11 protein-coding genes are annotated in these 17,278 nt (G+C 54.4%); 9 read left to right on the plus strand and 2 right to left on the minus strand.

Going from position 1 to position 17,278, the window contains the following annotated elements:
• Positions 1-109 precede the first annotated feature (109 nt).
• The 5 genes from VFA09_23785 (at position 110) to VFA09_23805 (ending at position 5,876) form a co-directional block, all read left to right on the plus strand.
• Positions 110-688, plus strand: a complete 579-nt coding sequence (locus tag VFA09_23785) for a PadR family transcriptional regulator (GenBank protein HZU70312.1) — start codon at positions 110-112, stop codon at positions 686-688.
• A gap of 79 nt (positions 689-767) precedes the next feature.
• Positions 768-2,582: an MDR family MFS transporter gene (locus tag VFA09_23790; GenBank protein HZU70313.1), complete on the plus strand. Its 1,815-nt coding sequence runs from the start codon at positions 768-770 to the stop codon at positions 2,580-2,582.
• Between the two features lie 36 nt (positions 2,583-2,618).
• Positions 2,619-3,623 (plus strand): ATP-binding cassette domain-containing protein, encoded by a 1,005-nt coding sequence (locus VFA09_23795; GenBank protein HZU70314.1) that lies wholly within the window; start codon positions 2,619-2,621, stop codon positions 3,621-3,623.
• Between the two features lie 14 nt (positions 3,624-3,637).
• Positions 3,638-4,753, plus strand: a complete 1,116-nt coding sequence (locus VFA09_23800) for an ABC transporter permease (GenBank protein ID HZU70315.1) — start codon at positions 3,638-3,640, stop codon at positions 4,751-4,753.
• A gap of 16 nt (positions 4,754-4,769) precedes the next feature.
• On the plus strand, positions 4,770-5,876 hold the full coding sequence (locus VFA09_23805) for an ABC transporter permease (GenBank protein HZU70316.1): 1,107 nt from the start codon (positions 4,770-4,772) through the stop codon (positions 5,874-5,876).
• Here the strand turns inward: VFA09_23805 and VFA09_23810 are convergent.
• Together VFA09_23810 and VFA09_23815 are read right to left on the minus strand one after the other, a co-directional pair.
• Positions 5,873-7,549, minus strand: a complete 1,677-nt coding sequence (locus tag VFA09_23810; GenBank protein ID HZU70317.1) for a serine/threonine-protein kinase — start codon at positions 7,547-7,549, stop codon at positions 5,873-5,875. The two genes, VFA09_23805 and VFA09_23810, sit on opposite strands and share 4 nt — an antisense overlap.
• A gap of 168 nt (positions 7,550-7,717) precedes the next feature.
• Positions 7,718-9,394 (minus strand): tetratricopeptide repeat protein, encoded by a 1,677-nt coding sequence (locus VFA09_23815; GenBank protein ID HZU70318.1) that lies wholly within the window; start codon positions 9,392-9,394, stop codon positions 7,718-7,720.
• 193 nt (positions 9,395-9,587) lie between these two features.
• Here VFA09_23815 and VFA09_23820 point away from each other — a divergent pair, with 193 nt between their 5' ends.
• From VFA09_23820 to acnA, 4 genes are all read left to right on the plus strand, one after another.
• Complete coding sequence (locus tag VFA09_23820; GenBank protein ID HZU70319.1) at positions 9,588-9,809, plus strand: hypothetical protein; 222 nt, start codon at positions 9,588-9,590, stop codon at positions 9,807-9,809.
• A 129-nt stretch (positions 9,810-9,938) separates the two neighbouring features.
• Entirely contained in the window at positions 9,939-10,715 is a 777-nt protein-coding gene (locus VFA09_23825; GenBank protein HZU70320.1) for a response regulator transcription factor, read from the plus strand.
• Entirely contained in the window at positions 10,702-12,318 is a 1,617-nt protein-coding gene (locus VFA09_23830) for a sensor histidine kinase (protein HZU70321.1), read from the plus strand. The genes VFA09_23825 and VFA09_23830 overlap by 14 nt, the downstream gene beginning before the upstream one ends.
• Positions 12,319-12,808: 490 nt before the next feature.
• Positions 12,809-17,212, plus strand: a complete 4,404-nt coding sequence (gene acnA, locus VFA09_23835) for an aconitate hydratase AcnA (protein HZU70322.1) — start codon at positions 12,809-12,811, stop codon at positions 17,210-17,212.
• Positions 17,213-17,278: the final 66 nt, after the last annotated feature.

Below are 17,278 nucleotides of genomic sequence, written 5' to 3' on the forward strand. Positions count from 1 at the left end.
ACCCCTTGACAAATAGAAATTTATGCCGCATAATAGGTCACAGTGACATGTCACTGTGACCTATTATGCGGCTTTACGATACAAAACCAGGTGAAATGAAAGGATGAAAATGTACGAACTGATCATTCTTTCGCTGCTGATGCGCTGGAATGCCCATGGCTATCTCATTGCCAGTGTCATAAATGATATCATCGGCCCATACGCCAAGATGAGTAATGGGCGGCTTTATCCCTTACTGGCTAAACTGGAAGAGCAGGGACTGATCGAGGCGTTTGTAGAAAGCGAAAGGGCCTCTCATGGTGACCGGCAACATCGCAGCTATGCAATAACAGAGGCTGGACGCAAGCGCTTTCACGATTTGATGCTTGATACTACCTCGAATCCAGGTGATTACCAGAAGTTGTTCTTGCAAAAGGTGACAGTGCTCGAATTGCTGAATCCTGCCGAGCGCCTGTACCTGATCGATCACTATATCAACTACTGCCAGGCCCATGTGTTGCATCTCACAGCCGAAGCGGAGCACCTGGTGAGCGATGTGAATGACAGGGAATATATGAAGGCCTCTCAACTTGAGGCTATTGTGAACGTTATGCATCATATGATTGAGCAGTGGAGGCTGGAGCTGGAATGGGCCAGAAACCTGCGCAAGAAAGAAGTCCTGCAGGCAGAAGGCCAGGAAGTTCTATAGGGACGGCACCTGCTGCCTGTCCTCATCGCCTTGATTTGTATTGATAAACAAAAACGTATGTTCAGGAGGAATATAAAACATGGCTAAAGAAAAACCCTCGACGCTGCAATTCGCGCCGGCAACTGGAGGCGGGCGGCGTATACATGGCTTCGCGCTTGTCAGTATTCTGGTTGCGCTGATGCTCACCCTCTTGCTTGAGGCGCTGGATCAGACTGTCGTTGGCACGGCACTGCCCAGAATCGTTGCTTCTTTGCAGGGCTTCGACCGCTATACCTGGGTCGTCACGGCTTATCTGCTTGGTTCTACTACCATGGTGCCGATTGTTGGCAAGCTCTCTGACCAGTTTGGGCGCAAGTGGTTCTTCATCGCCGGAGTGGTGGTCTTCTTGCTGGGTTCCGCGCTCTCCGGCGCTTCGCAGACGATGAACCAGCTCATCGCTTTCCGCGCTTTGCAAGGGTTAGGCGCGGGCACCGGCATCGCGCTGGTCTTCACCGTGGTTGGCGACATCTTCCCGCCTGCCGAGCGTGCCAGGTGGCAGGGCATTTTTTCGGCAGTCTACGGCTTTTCTAGCGTCGTTGGTCCCACCGTTGGTGGATGGCTGACAGATCATGGTCCCTTGCTCGGTAGCCTTATCACTGATGCCACACGCTGGCGCTGGGTGTTTTATATCAACATTCCAATAGGAATCATTGCGTTAGTAGCGCTGCTCATCTATCTGCCCAACAACATTTCCGAGCGCAGCAGTCGCTATAGCGGCTGGGCAGCTGTGCGGCGCATCGACTTCCTGGGCGCTGCTCTGGCCTCGGCTGCCACCATCTGCTTGCTGCTGGGGCTCACCTGGGGGGGCGACCAGACCTATGATTGGGGTTCCGCGCAGGTCGTTGGTATGCTCGTGGGCGCCGGTATCCTGTATATCGCCTTCTTCGCCGTCGAACGTTTCGCAGCGGAACCCGTCCTGCCGCTCAGCCTGTTCCGCAACCAGATTTTCTCGGCAGGCACGACCCTTTCGCTCTTGCAAGGCATGATATTGCTCGGCCTGGTCATTTACCTGCCGCTCTACCTGCAAGGCGTGCTTGGGCAATCGGCCACCAATTCTGGTGTGGTAATCACCCCGCTCACGGTGAGCCTGGTAGTCGGCGCGGGCCTGTCTGGATTTGTCGTGGCTATGCTCAAACGTTATCAGGCAATCACCATCGCGGGAGCAGTTATTATGACCATTGGCGTCTACCTGATGACGCGGATGACGGCCACGACCGGTATTGGGACTGCTGCCATCTATATGGTTGTAACAGGCGTCGGAATCGGCATCTTTTTCTCGATCTTAACGCTTGCGGTACAAAATGCCTTGCCGCGCACGCAGCTCGGCGTTGGCACCGGCGCCGTTCGCTATGTCAGCCAGCTTGGCTCGACGTTAGGTGTGGCCATTGTCGGTACCGTCGTGAACAATACCATTGCCAGCGATATTCTCACGCGCATTCCTGCCAGCACTGTGAAGCAGCTTACCCCGCAAGGATTGAAGTTCGCGACCAATCCGCAAATCCTGGTCGATCCCACCTATCGCGATACAGTGGTGCAGACGGCTCAGAAGTACGCGGTAGCGCAGGCCACGGCGCATATTCCTCCTGGTCCAGGCCATAATCAGGCAGTGGCAGCGGTGGCGGCTCAGGCAATGCAGCAAGTTCAGCACCTGCTCAACCAGGTCTTCGAAGCCCTCAAGCTCTCGCTTGCCGTGGCTGTCCAGCATGGTTTTGTGACCATCCTTTTCTTTTGCTTTGCCACCGTTATTGCCGCATTCTTCCTGAAAGATGTGCCGCTGGCCAAAGAGTTTCGCCAGGCAGCACCGGAGGCAGGCGCTCCATCGCAAGAGAAGAAAGACGTTCCGGTGACGCATTGATAGCAGGTAAAGCCGGTAAGCCAGAGGAGCACTATCATGAGCGAACGTAACATTAGAGGTACGCAGTCCATTACGTCCGGCCAGAGCGAAAGATCGCTGGAACATTCCGAGAATGTTCCAGCGATCGAAATGATAGACCTTTGCAAGACTTTCGGCTCGCTGAAAGCTGTTGATCATCTCTCGCTCACGGTACAGCAGGGCGAGATATTTGGCTTGCTCGGACCGAATGGATCGGGAAAGACAACCACTATCAATATGATCAGCGGGCTGAGTACGCCGACCAGCGGGCAGGTCAAAGTGATGGGCTATAATGTACGCCACGATGCAAGGCGCGTTCATCAACTCCTCGGCTCGGTTCCGCAGGAGACAGCGCTCTACGAGGAATTGAGCGCGTGGAGCAATATGGATTTTCACGCGGACCTCTTCGGCATTCCACGCAAAGAAAAGCGGGAGCGCATCACGAAGATGCTGGAACTGGTGCAACTCCTGGATCGCAAGAACTCCCGCGTGAGTACGTTCTCTGGTGGAATGAAGCGTCGTCTTGCGCTTGCGCGTGCCCTGCTACAAGACCCGCAGCTGATCTATCTCGACGAGCCAACGCTGGGCGTAGACGTGCAATCACGACGCGCTATCTGGGACTATATCCTCTCCTTGCGTGAACAGGGCAAGACTGTATTGATTACGACGAACTACCTGGAAGAGGCGCAGGTACTATGCGACCGGCTGGCAATTATCGATCACGGCAAGCTCATCGCCGTAGATACACCTGAAGACCTCAAACGAAACTACGGTGGCAGCGTTATCGAGCTGGAAACGACGCAGCCGGGCAACGTCGTTGCAGAGCTACGTGCTTTGCCAGGAGTACAGGAAGTAATCCAGGATGGCACGCATCTCAAGATAAGCACGCGGGGAGCCAGTAATATCGTGCCTCAGATCATCAATGTAATCTCGCGTGATGGAGAGTTAAAGGATATCGCGGTGCGCGAACCGAATCTCGACGAAATATTCCTACGCCTGACCGGTACAGCGCTGCGTGATTAGGAAGCAAGGTTATTATGCTGCAAGAACCCTGGTACACCCTGCGCGTTATCTGGGCTTGTGCGAAGAAAGATGTCAAGAGTGCATTGACGGAGCGCGTCTTTACCATAATCAGCGTATTTGTGCCTGTGAATGTTCTCATTTTGCTGAGCCTGTTTGTTCTGGCCGGCAGCCATGCGCCTACAGCCGTAGTTATGAATGATACTGGCCCGTATGCGCAGCAGTTTTACAATGCCATGAACAACGCGCATTCGTTCCAGCTACAAAAGTCCAGCGCGAGTGAGGCCAATAATCTGATTGCCGCCGGCCGCATAGTGGCAGTTGTCACGATACCATCTGATTTTGACACTCGAGTTGCTCACAATCAGCCCGTGCAGGTAAGCGTAAAAATCAACAACCTCAATACCGATTTCACCAACGATATCCGGCGAGCAGTGCCGCTCTCCATTACCGCTTTTTATGCTAGAGCATTTCCTGATGTGGTCACGATTACACCGAAGGAACAGGACTTGCAGCCGCAGGATACTGATTACATCCCATATCTCACCGTCTCCATTATCGTCATTGGATTGATGATCGGTGGATTGTTGCAAGCGGGAACCGCCTCGGCCCGTGAGTGGGAGAACGAGACAATGAAAGAACTATTGCTTTCTCCCGCTGCTCGTTGGGCGATGATCCTCGGCAAGCTATTGGGCGCAACGCTGCTCAGCCTCATGTCGGTAGTTGTACTACTCGTGGTGCTTATCTTCGGAATTGGCATTCGACCCGACAACTGGGCTGAAGTAGCAGGTTTTTCGCTGCTGACGCTCGTCATCTTCATCGCTTTCGGGACATTGCTTGGCACTTTGCTGAAGCACCGCCAGCCGGTCGTCGCACTCTCCTTCGGCGTGGCAATCCCTTTGTTCTTTTTGAGTGGAGCATTTGGGCCGATAACCTTTAATACACAGGCTATCCAGGTTATCGCCCAGATTTTCCCCGTCTACTACGCCATTGTATTGATGCAGCATGCCTTCCATAATTTCACACTGAACACGCTGGGGACAGGCGTCAATGTGTTGATTCTCTGTGCCTATGCGCTGGTCCTGTTGCTACTGACGACACTGGCGTTGCGGCGCAATACTATAGCGCATTAAATGAAAGAGGGAAGCCATGTTATTCATATTTTGCAGAACCACGCTGGCAATATTCAGAAAAGATCTTGCTATCTGGCTGCATCGTCCCGCCAATATCGCGGCTACTGTGATACCGCCGCTGGCATTTTTGCTGGTTCAGGCCCTGGGAGCAGCAGCTGTTGGACGCAGCCCGGTAGCGCTTGTCGTGCAGGATAGCGGCCCAAAGGCGGTACAGATGGCGAGTATCATTCATCAGGCCGATATATTCCGCGTTACCGATGCCAGTGCTCAGCAGGCCCAGGTGCTACTGAAAAACCTGACCGTGGTAGCAATCATAACCATTCCACCCGATTTTACCCGGCGAGTCGACGCGCATGAAAACGCAAATGTCGATGTGACGGTAAATAATCTAAACCTCGACTTTACTAACGATATTCGCCGTTCTGTACCCGACGCAATTACGCAGTTTTACGCTGCTCAGGGAAGCGCGAGCCCGATAAAAGTGACTATGCAGGAGCAAGATTTACGCGCCCAGGACGTGCAATTGTTCCAATTCAGCGTATTGCCCACCATCGTCCTGCTGCTGATGATTGGCGGCCTGGTTACCGGTGGTCTCTCAACGGCAGGCGAGTGGGAGACCCGCACCGTCAAGGAATTGCTGCTCTCTCCTGCGACGGGCAGCGCTATAATTACAGGGAAAGTCCTGGCAGGCTTTATCACTACCTTTACACTGGGGATTCTGGTGCTATGCCTGGGCTATGTCCTTGGGTGGACGCAGCCCGAAGGAATCTACTGGCTCAGTACCCTGCTCGTGATTGCGCTGGTTGCGCTGTTGAGTTCAGGGTTAGGAGTCGCAATTGGAGCCTTGACCCAGCGCGTCCAGGCTGTAATTGCTATCTCCATCAATATGGCGCTTTACCTCTTCTTCCTGGCAGGAGGAACGGGGGTGCTTGCCTTCGAGCCGAACTGGCTTCAGAACATCGCCGCCTTTGTCCCTCTTACCTACGGCGACCATGCTCTGCAGATGGCAGTGTTCTATAACTCTGCCGACCAGCTAGGGCGCGATATTACCATTCTCGGTTTTTCGGCTCTAGCAGCAGTAATTCTGGGCATTCTTGCAATACGAAGAGGGATTGCGCGCTAATTCATCAAGCCCCAGGGCTTAGCACGTTTACGAGCCTTCTGCGCTTCCTGGTAGTTGCCCAGCGCGTCGTAGACATCTGCTTTGAGCGTCCAGGCGCGCGCGTAACTGCGGTCCAGCTCTGTGGCCTCGTTGAGGGCATCAAGGGCAGCGCGGTTATGCCCCTGGCGAATGAGCGCTTCAGCCTTGTTGCACCAGGCCACCGCGCTGCGCGGATTTATCAACAGTGCGCGGCTATATGCCTCTACTGCCCCGGCGAAGTCGCGCATGAACGAGCGGGCGTTGCCAAGGCCATTCCAGGCCTGAAAGCTATTTGCATCATAGGTAAGCGCCTGTACATAGGAATCAATCGCTTCGTCCGGCATATTCATGTCGAGTTGCGCGTCGGCTTTGCCATTCCAGGCAGGAACGTAGGCCGGGTCGATAGCCAGCGCCCGCTCGAAGTGTACCAGCGCCTGCGAATAGCGCTGCAAGCGGTTTAAGGCCAGCCCCGCGCTCACCCAGACTACCGGGTTATCCGGTTGTATCTCCGTTGCCCGCTGGTAGGCTTCGTAGGCCTTGCGATAATTTCCCTGGCTATAGAGCGCCGTCCCCTTGCCGTTCCAGGCATGGAAATTTCGCGGTTCCATCCGTAACGCTTCCTCATAGGCATGCAGGGCCTGCGAGTAATGCTGCTGCTTGAGCAGCGTGTCACCCTCCATGCATTTCTCGCGCACGCTGCCACTGGTATTTGGTCTCACTGCCTGCTGGCGCGCCGATGAATCGTTCTTTTCCGCATCTAAAGCAATGGCGGGAGTAGATGGGTTGGTGGCGCCGCGTACAGCCGGTGCTTTGTGGGAGTCGAGCGATCCTTGAGGAGTATAGGCGCGAAGCGGAGCGCTCGGACGACAGGCCGCGTCGAACATGTGCATGAACTCCAGCATACTGTCATAGCGGTCTTCCGGCCGCGTCGAGAGCGCGCGTAGCACGACTGTATCCAGTGCCGCGGGAAGCTCCTGGTTGAGCGCCGAGGGAGGATGTATCAGATTGCCCACTGCATCGAAAGGATGGTAGCCGGTCAGCATCTCGTACAATACTACGGCGCAGCCGAACTGGTCGCTACGCGGGTCTACCACTCCACTCGTCTGTTCGGGAGCCATATATCCAACGGTACCGCGTACCGTAATCGTTTTACCGATACGCGCACCTGGTTCCAGGGCGCGCGCAATGCCGAAATCGGTAATCACCAGGCGGTGATCTTCCTGGTGAATCAGAATATTTTCCGGCTTGATGTCGCGGTGAATAACCGGGCGCGGGCGCGTATGCGCGTAGTAGAGGGCGCTGACCAGTTGGTGAAAGCTGGTCATAGCCTCAGACGCGGGCAATGGCCCGTTCACGACAGCCATGCGCGTGCGCAGCGAGCCTGCTGTATAGAGCGGCATGATCAGGAAAACGCTAGGCCCATGCTTGCCATAGTCCAGGATAGGGGCAATATTGGGATGATCGAGCGTAGCGGCAATGCGAGCCTCGCGCAAAAAGTGCTCCTGTTCCGCGGGAGTTGTCTTGCTGGGCAGCAATACCTTGATGGCGATGCGACGCGAGAGATTCTGGTCAACTCCGCGAAATACTGCCGCATATCCCCCTTTGCTAATCAGTGCCTCAACGACATAGCGCCCCGCCAGTGCGGTATTGAGCAAAGGCAATGCACATCCTCTGCAAAACAAATCGCTGTCCCGATTTTCATATCCACAGTCAGCTTTATCGGCGCAGCGTCGCATTCCTTCTCCTCTTCTTCAGGGGCGAGATCTATCGTTCCCGACTCCATTGTGCCCAAATGGAAGCGGGTAGGGCTTCTAACTGTCTATCTACCTGGCAGACAGTTGTTCTAAGGAACGTGCTCGTTCCTGGCAGGCGATAGCCTCGTCTCTCCGGCCCAGCCTTTCAAGCGCGATAGCTTTATTATACCAGGCATCAGGTTCATCTGGCGCCAATTGTGTAGCCCTATCAAAAGCGGCGTATGCCTCATTCAGATACCCTGACGCGTAGAGTGCCAGTCCCTTGTTATTCCAGGCAGCAGTATAGCCTGCATCCAGAGCGAGCGCGCGATCAAAAGCGGTGATCGCCTCTTCATCACGTCTCAATTCGTGCAGCAGACTACCTTTATTGTACCAGGCCGAAATCAGTCCGTTATCATAGCGCAAAGCGGAATTGTAGGACTCCAGCGCGTCCTCGTACATGCGCATGGCGGCCAGCACGTTCCCTCGATTATACCATGCGCCGGCCAGTGTTGGGTCAAGTTCGAGCGCCCGGTCGTAATCTGCCAGGGCCTCGGCATAACGTTTCATATCGCGTAGATCATTGGCCTTGTCAAACCATGCTGTGGCATTGTTGGGGTTGAGGTGTGTAGCGCGTTCGTGCAGTATGAAAGCCTGCTCAGGATTTTTCATGCGGCGTAAAATATTGCCCTTTGTATCCCATAGGGCAGCATTGTCCGGTGCCAGTTGAATGGCATGGTCAATGGCAATCAGCGCTTCATCGTAGCGCTGCAGGCTGTACAGTGTGTCACCCATGGCTTGCCAGATTACGCTCTGAGTTGGATCGAGAACAAGCGCGTGGTCAAATGCCAGTAATGCCTCTTCGGGCCGGTTGAGTTCAACCAGGGTCATACCGCGCCCGCTCCATGCGAAAACATAGTTTTGATCATAAGCGAGGGCCTGCTCGTAACAATACATCTCTTCATCAAAACGACGCAGTTCGTGCAGCACGTTTGCGCGCGAGCACCACAGATCAGGATCATTTGGACGCAGTGAAAGCGCATGATCGTAGGCGAGGAGTGCCTCTTCGAACTGCCCCAGGTAAAGCAACGCCGCCCCTTTGCCGCTCCATGCCTCTACGGAAACTGGATCGAGGCTCAATGCTGCCTCGTATGCTGCGAGCGCGTCGTTGTAGTTGCTCAGTTCATAGGCTCGATCAGCTTCTGCCAGCCAGTTACGTGGTTGCTCAGGCGGTACGGGTCGTTTTGAGATGGTTGCTTTCGAAATTGCCGGGCGTACCTGGGTGAGCATACTATCATCGAAATCGAAGTCCTGGACAGGAGCAACACTGGGAGAGGATTGAGGTACACCGTTGCTTACGCGCACAGTCATGCGGGGCCGTGATACCGGTGCTTCGCTCTTGTTTCCAGGTATCTCAGACTTTACAAGAAATACCAGCGGCCCATCCTTCCCAAAATCAGTCACACGGATGCTACCTGGCTCATGAACATTGCGGGAGAACGCCACCGCCATCTCCGCATCCTGCAAGAAGTCTTCGCGCTCCCTGGCAGTCGTTTTATTCGGAATAAGGGCGCGTATAGTCACAAGGTTGCCCTCATGACGATCAATGGCACTTAAAGTGACAGTATTGCGATCTTTTCCTGCTAATGTTTGTATTTCATAGCGTCCTTGCAAGAGCGTTCCAGGAAGGGGAATGCCACAGTTTGCGCAGAAGCGAGCTTTATCGCGATTTTGAAAATGACACTCATCCGCATTCAGACATAGCACCTTAAAGTATCTCCCCATGGCATTCATAAGGAATACCACTACTAACCTGCCATCATTGCCTGTACTTTAACGAAAACATAGTTAGTTTGTCAATACAAAACTTTACTCTCTCTACTGATTTCAGTGTGCTAAACGTTTGTAAGAAATGATATCAAGTGTTGGCGAACGTGTACAGATGTGCTATATTTTCTGTATGAAGTTAAGTCAGTACGCCAAACAACAAGGCGTCAGTTATCGCACGGCCCTGGACTGGTTTCGCAATGGAACGATCAAGGGCTATCAAGCTCCTTCCGGTACGATTATCGTCTATTCTTTCACTGCACGGCTCTACGGAGAGAGACGCGCTAAACGAAAAACCGAGGCAGTTGTGAGCAGCTACCACGTGAGGACACGTAGATGCAATACTGTAGCATAATAGATAGGCAGAAATACCGTAGTAGTAGTTGCCTTAATGGATTATAGTAGAATCCTGAAGGACTTATTCCATGATGGTAAAGGCGTTCCGGGTAGCCGTTTGTTTGAAAGAAATCCAGAAAGCAATAAAATGTTAAATAAACAGCAGTTGAATGATACAGAGAATGGTGGCAATGTAGCCGGTAGCGCCCTGGATGTGACCCAGGGTATGGCCGGTACTGAGCAGGAGAACGAACCGGGGCAGCTCATTCGCGTTCTACTTGCGGACGATCATGCGCTTGTACGTGAAGGAACGCGCCGTTTGTTGGAGACCGAAAGCGACGTTGAAGTCGTGGCGGAGGCGGCTAGCGGAGAGGAGGCCATCGCTGCTGCCCAGGAACTGCATCCTGATGTCGCGATTATGGATATTGCTATGCCGGGAATGGGTGGCATCGAAGCCACACGCGCGATTAAAAAGTGCTGCCCAGAAACAGCCGTGCTGGTGTTGTCGGCTTATGACGACGAGCCGTATCTGATAGCGCTGCTTGAGGCAGGAGCGGCAGGATTCCTACTCAAGAATGTGCATGGGCAGGAGCTGGTGAATGCTATTCGATCTGTCTCGCGCGGCGAAGCCGTTTTAAAGCCCATCCTGGCCGAAAAAATGATGCGCCGCTTATCTTCGCACGCTGAACCTGTCCAACGTCAGACCGATCTATTAAGCGAACGCGAGTTTGATGTGCTGCGCCTGGCGGCCCGTGGACTGCCGAACAAGGAAATCGCGCGCCGGATGGGTCTGAGCATTCGTACTGTGCATAGTCACCTGGCCAATATTTTTACCAAAATGCAGGTAGGCTCGCGCACAGAGGCTGTCTTGCTGGCCCTGCGCCTGGGCATCATTTCTTTGCAGGATACCTATGATTCACAGTAATGATCGAAGATCAGGTATATTGGAGTACCTGAAACCTCTCATAGCTTTATTCTCACTCTGCGTAACGGTTGGACTAACTGCCTGGGCTCTGACCAACTACCGGCCGGTTCCTAATCTGTATGGCCCTCGTGCTATCTATAGCCTGATATTCCTCTCGGTATTCTTGTCCTTGATGGGGCGCATCTTGCTACTGCGCCTTTTAAGGCAGGAGTCCGCAAATCGGGAGATCGTACCCAATCGTATGCGAATCGCGTGGAGGTCTCTTTTTCTGATTGATGTTACCGCGCCGTGTTATCTGGCAGCCGGAGTGCTGATTGGCGTCCCGGCTGCCGTATTAACAGCGGTCGTGACGCAGGTCTTTTTACAAGGATTTACGCTCTGGCGTGGATTTGTCTCCTGGCAGGAGGCCAGCTATCGTATCGGTACCACAGCTCTGCTGGTTTTGATCGCGGATAGCATCTACAACGCCATTGGAGGCCCGCCGCATAATTATACCTCGATCTATCACTTCTTGCCCCTCACTGAATCGAGAGAATTTCTTGGTTCAATTCTGGGTGCTCTTGTCATGATGGCATTGATCTTAGTGGTTTCCTTTCCAATACTCGCGCAAATACATGGTTCAAGTAAGAAAGTCGATCTTATTTCCCGCTGGCAAGACTATTTACGATCACCCATCTGGGGTTTTCAATTGCTGGTGTTGAGTGTAGGCCCGCTGCTGCCGGTTGTCGATATCTTTGATGACAAGGCTGGAGAATTAGCCTGGATCTTCTTTCTTGTGCCCCTGTTCGCCATCTATTCTCTTGCGTTGAACACGACTCGCTTGAGCGTTCGCACAAGTGAGTTGCAGCGGACCTTAGAGGATTTGAGCAGCGCCCGGCGCAGGCAGGATGAATTGCGTGGCTACGCCTCGTTAATCACACGCGTGCAGGAAGAGGAACGTCGTCGCCTCGCCCGTGAGCTCCACGATGATACGGCCCAGGCCTTGATTGCCCTCTCGCTTGGATTGGATGGCTTGAATCGCGCTATGTCCAGACAGGATGTGCCGAAGAAGGATCGCGATTGGCTGGCGAGCTTACAAAATCTGGCAGATCATACGCTGGAGGGTGTGCGTCGTGCCTGCCGTGACCTGCGTCCTTCGGTCCTCGATGATCTTGGATTGCGCGCCGCCTTAGAATGGTTATGTGATACCTCGGCTTCTCGCGGAGTACCCTGCACATTTGCCTGCCTGGGTGTATCACAATCTACAACGCCTGAGGCTGAAATCGCCATTTTTCGTATTGTCCAGGAGGCATTATCAAATATCTGGCGACACTCGGAGGCGACGCAGGCGCATGTAGAACTGCGCTATCTGCCTGATGCTTTGCAGCTTACCGTCCATGACAATGGAAAAGGCTTTACTCCGAGTAGTTACCTCAACGCCAAACTCGTTTCGCAGCGTGGCCTCGGGTTAGTTGGTATGCGCGAACGGGCTATGCTGGTAGGGGCAACGTTAACATTTACATCTTCACCGGGCGCCGGTTGCTCGGTCGAGTTGCATTTGCCATTGCCGGATACCGGTAGAACTTCCTCTCTCTCGATGGATTACGCAAACGAAAAGAGCTGAAGACAGTAGAATTACCGATTGTCTTTTCGGCACAGGTGGCGCATAGTATAGTGGGCAGGGCTCAAAGAGGTTGGATTTGGTTGGCGTTTGCCTGAAACGATGATGAATCGGTATATTCACGGAATGGAACCGGGACCTGACTGTGAGAATTACATATATCGAGGAGCCATTGCTTTCGGCCTGAGAGGAAAGCATCTTTGTCTCTCCGTGCGGTGTGTACTCTCTTGAAACGTAAGCGACTATCAAATGCCTTCTGTTGATGAGACCTGCCCACAACATTTTCCCTTTCCTGCCACTTCCTGCGCGATGTCCTGATCTGGTTGTGAAAAACCATACATCCTCTCGTCATATCACTCTGCCAGGTTCTGTTATATAATGAATGAGTACTCTATTTTCTATTGAGGGACCTGGCGCAGGGGCACATTCCCCTCTAGAAAACCACAAGCAGCCTCGCCAGGAAATACAACTACTTTCATTCGAGGATACAAACATGACAACTTCCAACGACGTATTTGGCGCGCGTCAAACGCTTGAAGTCGCAGGCGGCCCCGTTATCTACTACCGGTTAGATTCACTTACGAAGAGAGGTGTGCAGGGACTTGACCGGTTGCCCTATACCGTCAAAATTTTGCTGGAGAATGCGTTAAGGCACGTGGATGGAGAAATCGTTACCGAAAAAGAGGTCTTAGCGCTGGCAAATTGGGTGCCCGGCCAATCGGCTCAGTCCGATGCTGAATATCCATTCATGCCTGCCCGCGTGCTTTTGCAGGACTTCACGGGCGTACCAGCTGTTGCCGATCTCGCGGCCATGCGCTCCGCTATGGCACGTATGGGAGGCGATCCACAAAAGGTCAATCCCCTGGTGCCTGCCGACCTGGTAATCGACCACTCGGTGCAGGTGGATATGTTCGGCACCACGCTGGCATTTGCTCGCAACGTCGAGCGCGAGTACGAGCGCAATAGCGAACGCTATGGACTGCTGCGTTGGGGACAGCAGGCATTTAGCAACTTCCGAGTTGTGCCACCCGGCACCGGCATCGTCCACCAGGTTAATCTGGAATACCTGGCATCGGTCGTGATGACGAAAGAGGAAAACGGCGAGACGCTAGCATTCCCCGATACCCTGGTTGGCACCGATTCGCACACGACGATGATCAATGGCCTTGGCGTACTCGGCTGGGGTGTGGGCGGAATCGAAGCGGAGGCAGTACTGCTGGGACAACCGCTGTACCTGCTCACCCCGGAGGTCATAGGTGTGCGCCTCACCGGGTCATTGCCCAGCGGCTCAACTGCTACCGACCTGGTACTGACAGTAACACAGATGCTGCGCAAGCGCGGCGTAGTCGGCAAATTCGTCGAATTTACCGGCTCCGGCCTGAGCTACCTGTCCCTGGCAGACCGTGCCACCATTTCTAATATGTCGCCCGAATTTGGCGCGACCGCTACGCTCTTCCCCGTCGATGACGAGACCCTGCGCTATCTACGCAGTACCGGGCGCGACCCAAAACTGGTTGAACTGGTCGAGCGCTATACAAAAGCCCAGGGGCTCTTCCGCACCGACGAGGCGCCGGAGCCACAGTTCGATGATCTGCTCGAACTCGATCTCGGCACCATCGAACCCAGCCTGGCAGGCCCACGCCGTCCGCAGGATCGTGTAGCTATGCAAAATCTCAGCAAGGTCTTCCGCGAGGCCTACGCAGACCGCTTCAAAGACCTTGAAGAAAACGTCACAACCGAGAATGCGGTCAATCGCTATATTGGCGAAGGCGGTGGGCGTCCCAATCCTGACCCTGTCGCTCAGGCAGAAAACGGTGAGAAACAACTGGCCGAGATGAAGCAGCAGGGCGATGGTAAGGGTAGTATAAGCCACAACGGGCATCGTAAGGGAGTGGCAGTCACCGTGGGCAATTCCCAGGAATATATGACGCACGGTTCCGTTGCCATCGCAGCGATTACAAGCTGTACCAACACCTCTAATCCCTCGGTGATGGTCGCGGCAGGCTTGCTGGCGAAGCATGCTGTCGAACGCGGCCTCACCGTTAGCCCAACCGTGAAAACGAGTCTCGCTCCCGGTTCGCGCGCCGTTATTGACTACCTGAACAATGCCGATTTGCTGCCTTACCTTGAGGCGTTGCGTTTCCACCTGGTCGGTTTTGGTTGTACAACGTGTATTGCCGAAGGAACACCGGTGTTGCTTGCTAACGGGACTGCGCAGCGCATCGAACAGATGCCATATACCGGTGGAACAGAACTTCTTGCTCCCACAACTAACGGTCGGCTGGGTAGAGCAACACAGGCTGAGATGATGGTTCAGGGCGAACGGGAGTGCATCTCGCTCACTCTGCAAGATGGGCGTACTCTGGTCTGCACTCCTGATCATCAAATCCTTTGCGCAGACGGGCGCTGGGTACGTGCCGACCAACTTCTACTAGGCCAGGATCGCGTCGTGGTTGGCCTTGAAGCTCCCCTGGATGAGCCAGGTATTGACGAGGCCAGTTATCTGTTGCATGTGGGCAATCTGGTGTTCACAATGGACACGCCATATGAGCGCCAGCGCACGTTGGCGTTCGCTCGCCTACTGGGACATCTACTGAGCGATGGTTCGATCAGCGTTTCGGGGCAGGGCCGAATGCATGTCGGGCAGGCGATGGACCGCGAGGCCGTTCTCGCCGATATCGAGCTGCTTACCGGCTCTCGTCTCGCGGCAGCGCGCTACGACGAGAGGAAATGGACTATCGTATTGCCTAAGCCGCTCACGGATGCCATCAGTTCACTATCCGGTGTACGCACCGGACGGCGCATTCAGCAAGTGCCAGCACTCCCGGCATTCGTGTTGGACGAGAAGTGTCCTGTAGCGGTAGTACGCGAATTCCTGGGTGGCCTGTTTGGAGCAGACGGACATGCACCTGCCTTGCATCGCTGGGGCAAGCGCGAAGAGGATGCGTCGCTTAATCCGCCCGCTTACTCCCAAAGCACCATACCAGAACATGTGGAGACCCTCAAGCAGATCATGTACGATTTGATAAGTCTGCTGGCGCGATGTGGTGTGAAGACCGATGGTGCGAATGTCTATGAATATCCTACGCGCCGCGCTGCTTCCTCGTATCCGGCGGCACAGGATGGTCTCCCACGTGTAGAGGTACGTCTGGAACTTCCTGACGGTCTCTCGTTTGTGGAGCGTGTGGGATTCCGCTATTGCGTAGACAAAGCCCTACGAGCTAGCGCCGCGGCTGTGTACTGGCGTTTGGTAAGCCAGATTCACCAGCAACGCCTCTGGATGTCGGCTCGCCTGGAGGAACTGCACCAGGAAAATTATAAGCTCTCGTTCTCCCATGCTCGTAAGAAAGCGGCAGTGGAGCTATTGGAGCGCGAGCCGGTAATCACACCCCACTATGCACTATTGGAAGGCTACGACCGCTTTTCTCGATTGCCAGACATGATGACGCGCAAGTTCCAGCCGTTGCATAGAGATGCCAGCAACTTTCCGTCTCCGGTTGAACTATTCAACCAGATTGGCGCGCGTGAGTGGTTTGCGCCATTGCGTTCGCGCGCGGATATGGAGACTTCAAAGCGTTACTGTATCGAGAAGGATGCACTCTCGATGCCGGCGCTGGCACTTCAGGTCGTGGACCGACGCCCGATTGGTAGACGAGCCGTGTTTGATCTGGCAGTAAACGATCTCCATGCTTTCGTCGCAGGTACCGTCGCAGTCCATAATTGCATCGGCAATAGTGGCCCCCTCATCGAGCCGGTTGCCGAGGCAGTGCAGGACAATGACCTCGTAGTCGCGGCGGTTCTCAGCGGCAACCGCAACTTCGAGGGGCGTATTCATCCACAGGTGCGGGCCAGCTTCCTGGCTTCCCCACCACTGGTTGTGGCCTATGCGCTGGCCGGAACCGTGGATATCGACCTGACAACAGAGCCAATCGGTGAGGATATCAATGGCGAAAAGGTCTACCTGCGCGATATCTGGCCATCACCGGATGAAGTGCGCGATGTGGTGTCGAAGTCGGTAACACCGGAGTTATTCTCACGGAACTATTCGCACGTGTTCGAGGGCGATGAGCACTGGCGCTCCCTGCCGAATACAGAGGGCGAGCTCTTCAATTGGGACCCCAATTCAACCTATATCCAGGAGCCGCCGTTCTTCCAGAATATGCCCATCGAGCCTGAGCCGGTGAAGGATATTCATGGCGCGCGCGTGTTGGCTATGCTTGATGACTCGATCACGACCGACCATATCTCGCCTGCCGGTAGCTTCTCTGCCAACAGCCCTGCCGGAAAATACCTGCTCGAGCGCGGCGTAGACAAGCGCGATTTCAACACCTATGGCGCGCGACGTGGCAACCACGAGGTGATGGTGCGCGGCACGTTCGGCAACATTCGCCTGCGCAACCGCCTGACACCTGACAAGGAGGGGTATTACACCGTTCACCTGCCCGACGGCGAACAGACGACCATTTTCGAGGCTTCGATGCGCTACCAGCAAGAGGGCGTGCCACTGCTGGTAATCGCGGGCAAAGAGTATGGTTCCGGCAGTTCGCGCGACTGGGCCGCGAAGGGGCCATTGCTGTTAGGTGTGCGCGCGGTCATCGCCGAGAGTTTCGAGCGCATTCATCGCAGCAACCTTGTCGGCATGGGCATTCTTCCACTACAATTCAAGCCCGGCGAGAATAAAGAATCGCTTGGCCTGACAGGACGCGAGGTCTACGAAATCGAGGGCATCGAAAAAGACCTGAAGCCCCACCAGGAAGTGACAGTGAAGGTAACTCGCGAAGATGGCTCGACATTCTCCTTCTCGACCATTGCCCGCCTGGATAGCCCTATTGACGTGACGTACTACAAAAATGGGGGGATTTTGCTGGCAGTGTTGAGGAGGTTGATGCGCGGATAGAGGCTGGCTTAGCAGTTAAGCGTTTTATAAAAGTCGGTGTTTTGTAATGAGCGGAAGTAACTTCTA

The sequence above is a fragment of the Ktedonobacteraceae bacterium genome (assembly GCA_035653615.1).
Lineage (GTDB): Bacteria > Chloroflexota > Ktedonobacteria > Ktedonobacterales > Ktedonobacteraceae > DASRBN01.